Origin of the sequence: Bacillus cereus group sp. BceL062, from assembly GCF_051780025.1 — a bacterium.
In the GTDB taxonomy this organism is placed as follows: Bacteria; Bacillota; Bacilli; order Bacillales; family Bacillaceae_G; genus Bacillus_A; species Bacillus_A toyonensis.
The window spans coordinates 188,142-202,724 of the sequence record NZ_JBPWGY010000007.1; the positions used below are offsets into that span (position 1 = coordinate 188,142).

Sequence of the window (14,583 nt, forward strand, 5' to 3'; positions counted from 1 at the left end):
AGGCATGCCTAAATCCACTTTTAAATGGGTTATTGGTGCTACGGTAAGTGCTGTTTTATTAACAGGGTGCGGCTTCATAAATCAGGAGAAAGCGACCGAACAAATTGATCCACCAAAAAAAGTTACGTATACAGATGGTGAAAAGAAAGGGACGGCTAAAAATAAACAAGGGCAAACGATAAATAGAGAAATATACTTAGTTGATAAAAATGGATATGTTGTACCGCAAACAATCGCAATGCCTACTCCGAAAGCGAATGAAGTAATACAGCAAACGCTAGAATACCTTGTGAAAGATGGGCCGGTAACTGATTTATTACCGAATGGGTTCCGTGCAGTCATTCCAGCAAATACATCGATGACTCTAGATTTGAAAAAAGATGGGACAGCAGTAATTGATTTCTCTAAAGAAATGAAAAACTATGCAAAAGAAGAAGAGCGTCAAATTGTTGAGTCAGTAGCGTGGACTTTGACTCAATTTAAAGAAATAAAACAAGTGCAGTTTCAGATAAATGGTGAAAAGTTAGTGAAGATGCCTGTCGCGGGTACACCGCTTGGAGAAGGGGTGAGTCGTGCGAATGGTATTAACTTTGATGATGAACAAGTAGCAGATGTAACAAATACAAAACCAGTTACGCTTTACTTTATGGCGCAAAATAATGATAAGCAGCAATATTATGTACCGGTAACACGCCGCGTTGTAGAGGGAAAAGAAAATGATTATGCAACCATTATAGATGAACTTGTAAAAGGACCGATTCATCAATCGCTCCTGAATGATTTTAACCCAGGAGTTAAGCTTATTACGAATCCGAAATTGCAAGACGGAAATCTTACATTAAACTTTAATGAAAATATATTTGTAAACCCAGATAAAAATATGGTTTCAAATTACGTATTGAAGTCGTTAGTTTTATCTTTAACAGAAAAGAAAGGCGTAAAAAGTGTTTCTATTGAGGTAAATGGTAAAGCAAATCTTATAGATGAAAAGGGCGGAAAGTTAATAAAACCTGTAGATCGTCCAGAAAACGTGAATACAGGTAGTTTTTAATCGTGGATAATTTGATATACTTAAGTAAGAAAGGGGAATTGCTTTTTGGGTTCCCCTTCTTTTATTGTATACATATCATACATTTAAATTTGGCTATACTAACAAGTAGTTATGAGGAGGTTATTTTTATGCGAGTAGATGGTAGAGAGAAAACAGAATTACGCCATATACATATTCATACGAATTATTTAAAACACCCAGAAGGATCAGTATTAATTGAAGTTGGGGATACAAAGGTAATTTGCTCAGCGACAATTGAAGAGCGTGTCCCACCGTTTATGCGCGGGGAAGGAAAGGGCTGGGTAACAGCTGAATACGCGATGATTCCGCGTGCAACAGAACAACGTACAATCAGGGAGTCAAGTAAAGGGAAAGTAACTGGACGTACAATGGAAATCCAGCGTTTAATTGGACGAGCATTACGTGCGGTAGTTGACTTAGAAGCACTTGGCGAGAGAACAGTTTGGATTGACTGTGATGTTATTCAAGCAGATGGTGGAACGAGAACAGCTTCTATTACAGGTGCATATGTAGCGATGGTATTAGCGTTTGAGAAGTTATTACAAGCAGAAAAAGTATCTAAAATTCCAGTAAAAGATTATTTAGCAGCAACGTCAGTAGGAATTGTGGAAGAGCAAGGTGTTGTTTTAGATTTAAACTATGCAGAAGATTCTAAAGCGGACGTTGATATGAACGTGATTATGACTGGAAAAGGTCAGTTTGTCGAAGTGCAAGGAACTGGAGAAGAAGCGACGTTTAGCAGAACACAGTTAAATGAACTACTTGATGCTGCGGAACAAGGCATTTTCCAACTAATTGACATGCAAAAAGAAGCGTTAGGTGACATCGTATCTCATATAGAGTAGAGGTGGAAAATATGAAACAAGTTGTTGTTGCGACAAAAAATATGGGGAAAGTGCGTGAGTTTGCTGAGTTATTTGAGCGCTTTGATTTAGAAGTGAAATCATTACACGATTTTCCTCATATTGAAGAAGTCGAAGAAACTGGTGAAACGTTTGAAGAAAATGCAATCTTAAAAGCGGATAGTTTGAGTAGACAGTTGGATTCTATCGTAATTGCGGATGATTCAGGTCTGATCGTAGATGCTCTAAACGGAAAACCAGGCGTGTATTCAGCCCGGTTTGCAGGAGAGCCGAAAGACGATCAAGCGAACATGGATAAAGTGTTACAAGAATTAAATGGAATTGACTTTGAAAAACGTAAAGCGCGTTTCTACTGTGCATTAGCAGTTGCATTCCCAGAAGCGGATAAAGAACCGGTCATTGTGAATGGAACGTGTGAAGGGTACATTTTAGAACAGCGCCGCGGGGAAAACGGCTTTGGATATGATCCAATCTTTTATGTAGAAGAATATAAAAAAGCGATGGCAGAACTAAGTTCAGATGAGAAAAATGCCATTAGTCACCGCGGACGTGCTCTTCGTAAGTTAGAAGAAAAAATTCCGGAATGGTTTTTAGGAGAATGAGGGAGAGAGATTGATGAAAGCTTTAATCGTAAGCGATAGTCATAGCTCTGTGAAGGAATTACAGCAGTTAAAAGAGAAATATGAAGGGAAAGTAGATGTCATGATCCATTGTGGTGATTCGGAGTTAACGCCTGCTCATGAAGAACTGCAAGGTTTCCATGTTGTAAAAGGAAATTGTGATTATGCTAACTTTCAAGATGAAATTGTAACTGACGTAGATGGCATTCGCTTCTTAGTTGTGCATGGACATCGTCATAACGTGAAAATGACTTTACAAACGTTAGCGTACTATGCAGAAGAAGTGGGGGCACAAGTTGCATGCTTCGGACATTCTCACGTATTAGGTGCGGAATTTATTGATGGAGTTTTATTTATCAATCCAGGAAGTATTTTATTACCACGTCAGCGTGTAGAAAAGACATTTGCCTTATTAGAAATGAATGAAAAACATATAGATGTTCGCTTTGAAACATTAGACGGACAACTAGTTGAACAAGCAGTTTTTAAAAGAGGATAAGAAAAATTATCCTCTTTTAAAAAAGGTGTTGACTTTATGTATGGATATACATATAATAAATATTGTCGATAGGGCAACAGCGCTAACGAAGAAAAATAAAATAACATATGCGGGTGTAGTTTAGTGGTAAAACAAGAGCCTTCCAAGCTCTGGTCGAGAGTTCGATTCTCTTCACCCGCTCCATGTCCCAGTAGCTCAGCCGGATAGAGCATACGCCTTCTAAGCGTACGGTCGGGAGTTCGAATCTCTCCTGGGACGCTAAGAAAACCTTGTTATCTTTTGATAATAAGGTTTTTTGTTTGTCTAAAAATTGATGTATGTGCAAGAGGTGTAAAAAATATAACGTAACATATAATAATTATTATATACAACAGATTAAAGTGCATTAAGAAAAGAGCGCCATTTATGCGCTCTATTTCTCTTGTTTAATTTAAAGAATCAATAGGCTTATGATGGAACTTAAATCCATATCTATATTATCCCAATTGTTCACTTAGAGTGTTATAAAACTTTTTATCATTCTAGTACGATTGAGCACCCGTTATCGAAACTTATCCCCGACAGTGTGTTACAATTAATAGAAGCGGAAAACGAGAATCTCCAATTGACTGGACGTATGATTGGTTGGACAGTTTAAGAAGGTTGTATAAAAAAGGGAGATGGCGCAAAGATGGCGAGAGCAAAAGAGAATGATTTAACGGAGAAATTGGCAGAAGGTCAACGGAAATATGGTGACGGTAACTTTACAATACAGAACATCGGTGATGAAACTAACCCGAATTGGACTGTCGTAAAAAATGTGAGGAAGGGATCGGCAGGCATTCGCGAAGAGGAAGATATATTAAGACTGCGATCAAAATATATAAAATAGTACGGAAATGAGCGGACCGAGAGTTCGAATCTCTCCTGGGACGCTAAGAAAACCTTGTTATTTTTTGATAACAAGGTTTTTTGTTTAGTTATTAATAAACTTCTCAAAGACAAAACCATAATCTTTCACATTATATTGTTTTTTCGTATCAACGAGCCAGTTAAAGGCGATTTCATTCATCTCTTTAAATTGCTCTGCTAAATTTACTTGTGCATTTGAGATACGGCTAAAAGCGTTAGATGCCATATCTAGACTTTTATGTGCATACTGCAATGTAATATCGTTGTCGTATGAAATTTCTTCTATTTTAAGTAAAGCCTTATATAAATCTTTTAATTCTTCAATGTGTTTTTTATGAACATCAATTGAATAATGCTCATCTCCCATTTGAAACTTAATTTCTACATCTAAATCAATCGTTCCGGCAGTTTCAAGTGCTACGTTTTTAATTTGATATTTACTATAGCTAAAGCGGCGTAGTGTACGTTTTTTACTTGTTGCGCTTGTGCCATCTAGGTGGATTAATCCTTTGTTTGTGAAACAATATTCATCTGATTTTGATTTAATTAGAAAATAAATTTTCTCTCCATCTTCATGCATCACGTAATCATCAGCATCAACCTTATCGTAATCTTTCGGTGTAATGACAGACCCTACATCGCTTAGTCCTAATACATCTGCAGCCATTTTTTTAAACATATATAATCCCCCTTTTAAATTCTTAATTATACAAAAATATATTAACATGATTTTAACAAAATGTTTTCTTGTAAGGCGAAAATATTTGAAGGTAAGTTAAGAAAAATAACGAATATTATTTCGATCCTAAATTACTTAATAAATCCATTAGTTTGAGAGTTGATTCTCCGAAAAATTATCAAGAGAAAAAGTTAATATTGCAAGTGATTATAGAGAAATTCCATGAAAGCACCTCAAGCGATAGGAGGTGTTTTTCTAACCCTTTTGAAATCTTACAATTCTGTAAGGTAACTGTAAGGTAGTTCGATGGTAAGAAATTGCTAATCTTTTATAATGAAGGTAACAACGATAAAACGAGGAGGAAGAAATGATGAAGGGATTAGTTGTAACAGGCTTAACAGTTGCTTTTGGATTTGTAGCGTATGAGAAATTAACGTATGTAGTTGATGTTGTAAAACATTTAATCGCTTAGTAAAAAAACTACCATGAGAGGGAAAGGGAATGAGTGAATGAATGGAATGGTTATTTGGAATTATAGGTACTTGTAGTGTAGTGTTATTGTTCTTTGTCCCGAGTGGTATACTTAGTTCGACAACGAGTTTGTTTTTCTTAAGTTTGTTTGCTTGCACGATGCTTATTATTATGTTTTTAATGAAGCGAAGTAAGCCAATCTTCTATTTTAGCATGATTGTTATGGCAATTATTGTTCTCCAAATTATTACCCTTGTAATATACCCCACAATTATAAAAGCTTTCCATTAATGATGAATCCTCTGCGTCTGTTGCTGAGGATTTTTATTTGTATAATTTTGATTTTTTAATAAAGATTTAGCTGTATTGAAATATAAAAATAGAATATTTTTATATTTCAAACAAAAGGTTTTAGATTGTTGTGTTCTTATTACGCATTTGATATATTTACTTTGAAGATCATTAAAATCTAGAAAAAGAGGCGGACGTATGGATAAAAAAGAAAATACGGTCGTATTGTTTCCGCAACTATCAGAACGCTATATTGATGAAGGTTTTTTAGCACTGAAAGAGCGGGAATTCGAAGATGCATTGCGCTGCTTTGAAATATTACGTCAGTATAATGCAGAAACGGAACAAACGGAATTAGCTTCCGTTATTTGTTTGCTGGAATTAAAACGTATGGAAGAAGCGAAAGACAAATGTGAACAGCTGCTTGAAACAGGAGCTGTCTTATTTGGTGATATTCTTGAAACGTATGTGACGATTTTAGTTCAAACAAATGATTATGAAGGTGTTATTGAAACTGTTGAAAAAGTTTTGCGAACGAAAGATATAATGAATGAGCAAAAGGAAAAATTAGCACAACTCGCTTTATTTGCAGAAGGTATGCTAAATGAAGAAGACACGTCGCTAATTGATTCAAATTTCGAATTAGATGAATTTACTAAGGAGATTTTTGGAGAAAACTTTGGGCAAAAGCTGAGAGCGATTCAACAGATTTCGTTAAAAGACTTGGATCTCGCATTACCTGTTTTAAAGAAATTTTTAATAGACGAAAAGCAACATCCTTATTTGAAAACTTCTATTTTGTATAAAATGATAGAAAATCAAGTAGAAGAAGAGATAGAAGTAGAAAAGTTTGGAAATAGGGTTAAAGTGATTCCAGCATTTACAGGTCATAATGAGGAGCAATCCGATAACATTATACATACATTATCAAGCCGATTGGAGCAAAATTATCCCGATATATTTAGTGCGATGGTTGCATATTGGAAAGAATTACAAATTAGCGTTTTCCCATTTGCACTATTAATGGATAAAGTAGAGATTTGGGCTGCTGTTTTAGAGAGAATTGGAAGAAAACGTTTCGGATTGGCTATTGATGAAGAAGAACTTATGACAGCATATAATATTGAATTAGAAGAGTTTCATATTGCCTATCAATGGTTATTGCGTGTTGAAAGAGAAGGATATTTGCCCGTATAATTATGAAAAAGAATCGTTCAGTTCTTGAAACGAGCATATTCTATGTTATAATGTAAGGGTTGCAAAAGGCAGAAATCTGCCTGTTTGTAAGAGAAGAGAAGTGTAATTCTCTTACTTAATATGTTTCATATTAGTCTCGAACAAAATATACCGTAGTTGTCTTTTAGACAACTAGTAGATTGGAACATTATATCTGAAAGCATTTGCTAGAGGATTATTTGTACATTTATTATTTCGAAAGAGAGATAATGAATATTTTGATCTATAGAGGTATGTGCATACATTATTATAGTTGGAGGGAAAGAATAAATGGCTGCAAAATGGGAAAAATTAGAAGGTAACGTAGGCGTTTTAACAATTGAAGTTGATGCTAAAGAAGTAAACAACTCTATCGACGCTGCGTTCAAAAAAGTAGTAAAAACAATCAACGTACCAGGTTTCCGTAAAGGAAAAATGCCTCGTCCGTTATTCGAACAACGCTTTGGTATCGAATCTTTATACCAAGATGCTTTAGATATCATCTTACCAAAAGCATACGGTGAAGCAATCGATGAAGCTGGTATCTTCCCAGTTGCTCATCCTGAAATCGATATTGAGAAGTTCGAAAAAAATGCTAACCTTATCTTCACTGCAAAAGTTACAGTGAAACCTGAAGTTAAATTAGGTGAGTACAAAGGTTTAGCAGTAGAAAAGGTTGAAACAACTGTAACTGACGAAGATGTAGAGAATGAAGTAAAAGCTTTACAAGAGCGTCAAGCTGAACTAGTTGTTAAAGAAGAAGGAACTATTGAAAATGGTGATACAGCTGTAATCGACTTCGAAGGTTTCGTTGATGGCGAAGCATTTGAAGGCGGAAAAGGCGAAAACTATTCTCTTGCAATCGGTTCTGGTACTTTCATCCCAGGTTTCGAAGAGCAAGTAATTGGTCTTAAATCTGGTGAGTCTAAAGACGTTGAAGTATCATTCCCAGAAGAGTACCATGCTGCTGAATTAGCTGGCAAACCAGCAACATTCAAAGTAACAATTCACGAAATCAAAACAAAAGAACTTCCTGAGTTAAACGACGAGTTCGCTAAAGAGGCTGACGAAGAAGTTGCAACTCTTGATGAATTAAAAACAAAACTTCGTACAAACTTAGAAGAAGGCAAAAAGCACGAAGCTGAGCACAAAGTACGTGACGAAGTAGTAGAATTAGCTGCTGCTAACGCTGAAATCGATATTCCAGAAGCTATGATCGACACTGAGTTAGATCGTATGGTTCGTGAATTCGAGCAACGTTTAAGCCAACAAGGTATGAACCTTGAGCTTTACTACCAATTCACAGGTACTGATGCTGACAAATTAAAAGAGCAAATGAAAGAGGATGCACAAAAACGTGTAAGAATCAATCTTGTTCTTGAAGCTATCATTGAAGCTGAAAACATCGAAGTTACTGAAGAAGAAGTAACTGCAGAAGTTGAAAAAATGGCTGAAATGTACGGTATGCCAGTAGACGCTATCAAGCAAGCTCTTGGAAGCGCAGACGCTTTATCTGAAGATCTTAAAGTGCGTAAAGCTGTAGACTTCTTAGTAGAAAACGCTGCATAATAAAATAACAAGGCGCGATTTTAATCGTGCCTTGTTTTATAAATATAGAAATATATTTATAAAACTTTTCGATGAAGAAGGAAAAGTTCCTTTATAAGTCGAATATACATATTTCAAAAGTTTTAAAAACTTTTTATTTGTACATAACTAGTCATATTATTTGTATTTCTCGCTACGTAGTGACATAATATGTATTTACATACGATACATTTATCGTGTACATACGAAGGCAAGAGGTTAGCACTTTGTAAGGGGTGTGAAAATATGTTTAAATTTAATGATGAAAAAGGGCAATTAAAATGTTCTTTCTGTGGTAAAACACAAACGCAAGTTCGAAAGTTAGTTGCAGGTCCAGGTGTTTACATTTGTGACGAGTGTATCGAGCTTTGTACTGAAATTGTACAAGAGGAGCTTGCGAAGGACGAAGAAGTAGAATTCAAAGATGTACCGAAACCGGTAGAAATTCGTGAAATCTTAGATGAGTATGTCATCGGACAAGATAACGCGAAAAAAGCACTAGCGGTAGCGGTATATAACCATTACAAACGTATTAATTCTAACAGCAAAATTGATGATGTAGAATTAGCGAAGAGTAATATTTCACTTATTGGGCCAACAGGTAGTGGTAAAACATTATTGGCACAAACATTAGCGCGTATTTTAAATGTTCCATTTGCAATCGCGGACGCAACATCTTTAACAGAAGCTGGATACGTTGGGGAAGATGTAGAAAACATTTTACTAAAACTAATTCAAGCGGCTGATTATGATGTAGAAAAAGCGGAAAAAGGAATTATTTATATTGATGAGATTGATAAAGTGGCACGTAAGTCCGAAAATCCATCAATTACACGTGATGTATCTGGTGAAGGTGTACAGCAGGCACTTCTGAAAATTTTAGAAGGTACTGTAGCAAGCGTTCCACCTCAAGGTGGTCGTAAGCATCCGCATCAAGAATTCATTCAAATTGATACAACGAATATCCTATTCATTTGTGGTGGAGCGTTTGATGGCATTGAGCCAATTATTAAACGTCGCCTTGGTGAAAAAGTAATTGGATTTGGTTCAGAGAAGAAAAATGCTGATGTAAATGAAAAGCATGTTCTATCTCACGTATTACCAGAGGACCTTTTAAGATTTGGTTTAATTCCAGAGTTTATCGGTCGTCTTCCAGTTATTGCGAACCTAGAGCCACTTGATGAAGATGCTCTTGTTGATATTTTAACGAAACCGAAAAATGCACTTGTTAAGCAATTCCAAAAACTGTTGGAGCTTGACGATGTTGAGTTAGAGTTTGAAGAAGGCGCACTGATTGAGATTGCGAAAAAAGCAATTGAACGTAAAACAGGTGCTCGTGGACTTCGTTCTATTATTGAAGGCTTAATGCTTGATGTAATGTTTGAACTTCCATCTCGCAAAGATATCGAGAAGTGTATTCTTACGAAAGAAACAGTAGCTGATAATGAGCCACCGAAATTGGTGCTACAAGACGGTACTGTACTTGATACAAAAACATCTGCATAATGCGAAAGAGAAACAGCAATTTTTATAATTGCTGTTTTTCTTTATGTTTAGCTACGTTCTTCCGCGGAAATACTAAATGATAAAACATTGCGGGAGGAAATAAATGATGAGCTGGACAAATATATTTTTACTTGTTCAACTTGTTTTTGGTGTAATTGTCGGATTATATTTTTGGCACTTACTTCGAAATCAGCGAACACAAAAAGTTTCAATTGATCGAGAATCAAAAAAAGAATTAGAACAGCTTCGTAAAATGCGTGAGATTTCTCTAACAGAGCCGCTTGCGGAAAAGGTGCGCCCTACATCCTTTTTAGATATTGTAGGGCAAGAAGACGGGATTAAGTCGTTAAAAGCGGCTCTTTGTGGTCCGAATCCGCAACATGTAATCATATATGGCCCGCCAGGTGTCGGAAAGACAGCGGCAGCGCGTCTTGTATTAGAAGAGGCGAAACGAAATCCGAAATCTCCATTTCGTACGAATGCAACATTTATCGAACTTGATGCGACGACAGCTCGGTTTGATGAACGTGGTATTGCAGATCCTTTAATTGGCTCGGTTCATGATCCGATTTATCAAGGTGCTGGTGCGATGGGGCAAGCAGGTATTCCACAACCGAAAAAAGGCGCAGTAACAGATGCACATGGTGGTATTTTGTTTATTGATGAAATTGGTGAACTACATCCGATTCAAATGAACAAAATGTTAAAGGTGTTAGAAGATCGAAAAGTATTTTTAGAAAGTGCGTACTATAGTGAAGAGAATACGATGATTCCAACGTATATACATGATATTTTTCAAAAAGGTTTACCAGCGGATTTCCGCTTAGTTGGAGCGACAACACGTTCACCAGAGGAAATTCCACCTGCTATTCGGTCTCGTTGCTTAGAGGTATTTTTCCGTGAGCTAGATACAGAAGAGATTCAAAAAGTAGCGAAGAATGCAGCCGACAAAGTGGAAATGCAAATCGGTGAGAACGGTATTGAAATGATTGGTATGTATGCAAGGAATGGACGAGAAGCAATTAATCTCGTGCAAATCTCTGCTGGTATGGCGATAAATGAAGAACGTTCTTTCATTAAAGATGAAGATATAGAGTGGGTTGTTCATTCTAGTCAGCTTGCACCGAAATATGAAAAACGTATTTACCCTATTCCGAGGATCGGTCTTGTAAACGGACTTGCTGTATACGGACCGAATACAGGAGCGTTATTAGAAATAGAAGTAACAGCAATCACGGCGAAAGATAAAGGGTCGGTAAATGTTACCGGTATTGTAGAAGAGGAAAGTATTGGTAGCCAAACGAAATCAATTCGTCGTAAAAGTATGGCGAAAGGTTCTGTAGATAATGTATTAACAGTACTTCGTTCTTTAGATGTGTTGCCAGAAGGGTACGATATACATATTAATTTTCCAGGTGGTATCCCAATCGATGGTCCTTCTGCAGGGATTGCTATGGCAACGGGTGTTTACTCAGCCGTGCATCGTACATATGTGAATAATGAAGTGGCGATGACAGGTGAAATAAGTATACATGGAGAAGTGAAGCCTATTGGTGGTGTGTACGCAAAAATAAAGGCTGCGAAAAAAGCAGGAGCTAAGAAAGTCATTATTCCTGCTGAAAACATGCAACCGTTTTTGTACACAATAAAGGGAATTGAAATCATTCCTGTTCGTAAGTTAAAAGAAGTATTTGAGCTAACATTTATGCAGGAAAATATGCATCGAGAGCTTGATGTACATACTACTGTAGACGAAACAGATGCACAATCCATGTGAGAATGAATGATAATAAAATTTGCCAGACTTCGTTTAAGTTTGTATGCTTAAGCGGAGTCTTTTTTTCTTTTCATAAGGGAGAAAAAACAAGGGATTTATAATTGCTCAGAATCTCTGCAATTGCATCTAGATGTATTGTAATATAAAATAGTTGAACAGGAGTTTAATTTATTATGGAGGTGCTATGTCTAGTATGAATACGAATGAAAGAATCGTACCCCTCCTACCATTAAGAGGCGTTCTCGTATATCCAACGATGGTTCTGCATCTTGATGTAGGACGTGATAAATCGATACAGGCACTAGAGCAGGCGGCAATGGATGAAAATATCATCTTTTTAGCGATGCAAAAAGAAATGAATATCGATGATCCGAAAGAAGATGACATATATAGTGTAGGTACAGTGGCGAAAGTGAAGCAAATGTTAAAATTGCCGAACGGTACGCTTCGTGTCCTTGTAGAAGGTTTACATAGAGCAGAAGTAGTAGAGTTTATCGAGGAAGAAAATGTAGTACAAGTTTCTATTAAAACGGTAACTGAAGAAGTGGAAGATGATTTAGAAGAGAAAGCTCTTATGCGTACGTTACTGGAGCATTTCGAACAATATATTAAAGTTTCGAAAAAAGTATCAAATGAAACATTTGCAACGGTAGCTGATGTAGAAGAACCAGGAAGACTAGCTGATTTAATTGCTTCTCACTTGCCAATTAAAACGAAACAGAAACAAGAAATTTTAGAGATTGTATCTGTGAAAGAACGATTACATACACTTATTTCAATTATTCAAGATGAACAAGAGTTACTTAGTTTAGAAAAGAAAATTGGACAAAAAGTGAAACGTTCAATGGAACGCACGCAAAAAGAATATTTCTTACGTGAGCAAATGAAGGCGATTCAAACTGAACTTGGCGATAAAGAAGGTAAGGGCGGGGAAGTAGAAGAACTTCGTGAGAAAATTGAACAGTCAGGAATGCCTGAAGAAACAACGAAGGCTGCACTGAAAGAATTAGATCGTTATGAAAAGCTACCAGCAAGTTCTGCGGAGAGCGGTGTTATTCGCAATTATATTGATTGGTTATTAGCACTTCCGTGGACAGAAGCGACAGAGGATATGATTGATCTTGTTCATTCTGAAGAGATTTTAAACAAAGATCATTACGGTCTTGAAAAAGTAAAAGAGCGAGTGCTTGAATATTTAGCTGTACAAAAATTGACGAACTCATTAAAAGGACCTATCCTTTGTTTAGTAGGCCCTCCAGGGGTCGGGAAAACTTCGTTAGCTCGTTCAATTGCGACATCATTAAATCGTAATTTTGTCCGTGTATCCCTTGGTGGTGTGCGTGATGAATCTGAAATTCGTGGTCACCGTCGTACATACGTTGGAGCAATGCCGGGACGCATTATTCAAGGTATGAAAAAGGCGAAAACAGTTAATCCAGTCTTCTTATTAGATGAGATTGATAAAATGTCTAACGATTTCCGTGGTGATCCATCAGCAGCATTACTTGAAGTGTTAGATCCAGAACAAAATCATAACTTCAGTGATCATTACATTGAAGAACCATATGATCTATCGAAAGTTATGTTTGTAGCAACCGCTAATACACTTTCAAGTATTCCGGGTCCATTACTTGACCGTATGGAAATTATTTCGATTGCTGGGTATACAGAACTGGAAAAGGTGCACATTGCTCGAGAGCATTTATTGCCGAAACAATTAAAAGAGCATGGCTTACGAAAAGGTAATTTACAAGTACGTGATGAAGCGCTTCTTGAAATTATTCGTTATTATACACGTGAGGCTGGTGTTCGTACGCTAGAGCGCCAAATTGCAAAAGTTTGTCGTAAAGCAGCGAAAATTATCGTTACAGCGGAACGTAAACGTATTGTTGTGACAGAGAAAAATATTGTAGATTTACTTGGTAAACACATATTCCGTTATGGGCAAGCAGAGAAAACAGACCAAGTCGGAATGGCAACCGGGTTAGCTTATACAGCAGCGGGCGGCGATACACTTGCAATTGAAGTGTCCGTAGCGCCAGGTAAAGGGAAATTAATTTTAACAGGGAAACTTGGGGATGTTATGAAAGAATCAGCACAAGCTGCGTTTAGCTATATTCGTTCTCGTGCCGAAGAGCTTCATATCGATCCAAATTTCCATGAGAAAAATGATATTCATATTCACGTTCCAGAAGGAGCAGTTCCAAAAGATGGACCGTCAGCAGGTATTACGATGGCAACGGCACTTATTTCTGCACTAACAGGTATTCCTGTAAGTAAAGAAGTTGGTATGACAGGTGAAATTACACTTCGTGGCCGTGTATTACCAATTGGTGGATTGAAAGAAAAAACATTAAGTGCTCATCGCGCAGGCTTAACAAAAATTATTTTGCCAGCAGAGAACGAGAAAGATTTAGATGATATTCCAGAAAGCGTAAAAGAAAATCTTACGTTTGTGCTTGCATCTCATTTAGACGAAGTATTGGAGCACGCATTAGTAGGAGTGAAACAATGAAAGTAACAAAAGCAGATATTGTAATTAGTGCTGTTAAACCAGAACAATATCCAGACAGTGATTTACCAGAAATTGCATTAGCAGGTCGTTCAAATGTCGGGAAGTCTTCCTTTATTAATAAAATTTTAAATCGTAAAAAGTTAGTACGTATTTCTTCTAAACCAGGAAAAACGCAAACGCTGAACTTTTTCTTAATCAATGAAATGATGCATTTTGTTGACGTTCCAGGTTATGGATATGCGAAAGTATCTAAAACGGAACGTGCAGCATGGGGCAAGATGATTGAAACGTACTTTACAACACGTGAGCAATTAGATGCAGCTGTATTAGTAGTAGATTTACGTCACCAACCAACAAACGATGATGTGATGATGTATGATTTCTTAAAGCATTATGAAATTCCAACAATTATTATTGCGACGAAAGCCGATAAAATTCCGAAAGGGAAATGGCAAAAGCATTTAAAAGTTGTAAAAGAAACGCTTGCTGTTGAAATTGGCGATGAAATCGTTCTATTCTCTTCTGAAACAGGACTTGGAAAAGAAGAAGCGTGGAAGGCAATTCATAAAATGACAAAAACAAAAAACGCGTGACGAA

The 14,583-nt window shown here is 36.7% G+C and carries 13 protein-coding genes, 2 tRNA genes and 1 pseudogene; 15 read left to right on the plus strand and 1 reads right to left on the minus strand.

The genetic code is table 11. The features are described from left to right. Positions 1-4 precede the first annotated feature (4 nt). The 7 genes from ACS2MN_RS17855 to ACS2MN_RS17885 all read left to right on the plus strand — a co-directional run bounded on the left by ACS2MN_RS17855 (position 5) and on the right by ACS2MN_RS17885 (position 3,925). Positions 5-1,051, plus strand: coding sequence for a GerMN domain-containing protein (locus ACS2MN_RS17855; protein ID WP_001126733.1), 1,047 nt, complete (start codon positions 5-7; stop codon positions 1,049-1,051). A 128-nt stretch (positions 1,052-1,179) separates the two neighbouring features. After that, positions 1,180-1,917, plus strand: a complete 738-nt coding sequence (rph, locus tag ACS2MN_RS17860; RefSeq protein WP_001261767.1) for a ribonuclease PH — start codon at positions 1,180-1,182, stop codon at positions 1,915-1,917. Positions 1,918-1,928: 11 nt separating this feature from the next. Beyond that, positions 1,929-2,537 carry an XTP/dITP diphosphatase gene (locus ACS2MN_RS17865; RefSeq protein ID WP_000815932.1) on the plus strand — a complete coding sequence of 203 codons (609 nt, stop codon included), beginning with the start codon at positions 1,929-1,931 and terminating at the stop codon, positions 2,535-2,537. A gap of 13 nt (positions 2,538-2,550) precedes the next feature. Beyond that, positions 2,551-3,054, plus strand: coding sequence for a metallophosphoesterase (locus ACS2MN_RS17870; protein WP_000645514.1), 504 nt, complete (start codon positions 2,551-2,553; stop codon positions 3,052-3,054). 109 nt (positions 3,055-3,163) lie between these two features. Continuing rightward, positions 3,164-3,237: transfer RNA gene (locus ACS2MN_RS17875), tRNA-Gly, on the plus strand. Position 3,238: 1 nt separating this feature from the next. After that, positions 3,239-3,312, plus strand: a tRNA-Arg gene (locus tag ACS2MN_RS17880). 412 nt (positions 3,313-3,724) lie between these two features. Next, entirely contained in the window at positions 3,725-3,925 is a 201-nt protein-coding gene (locus ACS2MN_RS17885) for a hypothetical protein (RefSeq protein ID WP_000090056.1), read from the plus strand. Between the two features lie 84 nt (positions 3,926-4,009). Here the strand turns inward: ACS2MN_RS17885 and ACS2MN_RS17890 are convergent, their stop codons facing one another. Next, on the minus strand, positions 4,010-4,624 hold the full coding sequence (locus tag ACS2MN_RS17890) for a PH domain-containing protein (protein WP_000473869.1): 615 nt from the start codon (positions 4,622-4,624) through the stop codon (positions 4,010-4,012). A 113-nt stretch (positions 4,625-4,737) separates the two neighbouring features. Between ACS2MN_RS17890 and ACS2MN_RS17895 the strand changes: the two are divergent. From ACS2MN_RS17895 to ysxC, 8 genes and pseudogenes are all read left to right on the plus strand, one after another. Next, positions 4,738-4,850 (plus strand): annotated as a pseudogene (locus ACS2MN_RS17895) (group I intron-associated PD-(D/E)XK endonuclease); the annotation flags it as partial. Positions 4,851-5,137: 287 nt separating this feature from the next. After that, positions 5,138-5,386, plus strand: a complete 249-nt coding sequence (locus tag ACS2MN_RS17900) for a hypothetical protein (protein ID WP_001983650.1) — start codon at positions 5,138-5,140, stop codon at positions 5,384-5,386. A 198-nt stretch (positions 5,387-5,584) separates the two neighbouring features. Next, positions 5,585-6,583, plus strand: a complete 999-nt coding sequence (locus ACS2MN_RS17905) for a hypothetical protein (RefSeq protein ID WP_000358249.1) — start codon at positions 5,585-5,587, stop codon at positions 6,581-6,583. 309 nt (positions 6,584-6,892) lie between these two features. After that, positions 6,893-8,170 (plus strand): trigger factor, encoded by a 1,278-nt coding sequence (tig, locus tag ACS2MN_RS17910; protein WP_000729257.1) that lies wholly within the window; start codon positions 6,893-6,895, stop codon positions 8,168-8,170. A gap of 264 nt (positions 8,171-8,434) precedes the next feature. Further along, complete coding sequence (clpX, locus tag ACS2MN_RS17915; protein WP_000472286.1) at positions 8,435-9,694, plus strand: ATP-dependent protease ATP-binding subunit ClpX; 1,260 nt, start codon at positions 8,435-8,437, stop codon at positions 9,692-9,694. 106 nt (positions 9,695-9,800) lie between these two features. Next, positions 9,801-11,471 carry an ATP-dependent protease LonB gene (gene lonB, locus ACS2MN_RS17920; protein WP_033657339.1) on the plus strand — a complete coding sequence of 557 codons (1,671 nt, stop codon included), beginning with the start codon at positions 9,801-9,803 and terminating at the stop codon, positions 11,469-11,471. 184 nt (positions 11,472-11,655) lie between these two features. Continuing rightward, positions 11,656-13,986, plus strand: coding sequence for an endopeptidase La (lon, locus tag ACS2MN_RS17925; protein WP_000097313.1), 2,331 nt, complete (start codon positions 11,656-11,658; stop codon positions 13,984-13,986). Beyond that, the gene (gene ysxC / locus ACS2MN_RS17930; RefSeq protein WP_000869123.1) at positions 13,983-14,579 is read left to right on the plus strand and encodes a ribosome biogenesis GTP-binding protein YsxC; all 597 of its coding nucleotides are present in this window, start codon (positions 13,983-13,985) and stop codon (positions 14,577-14,579) included. Before lon ends, ysxC begins: the two co-directional genes overlap by 4 nt. The last annotated feature ends 4 nt before the right edge of the window (positions 14,580-14,583 follow it).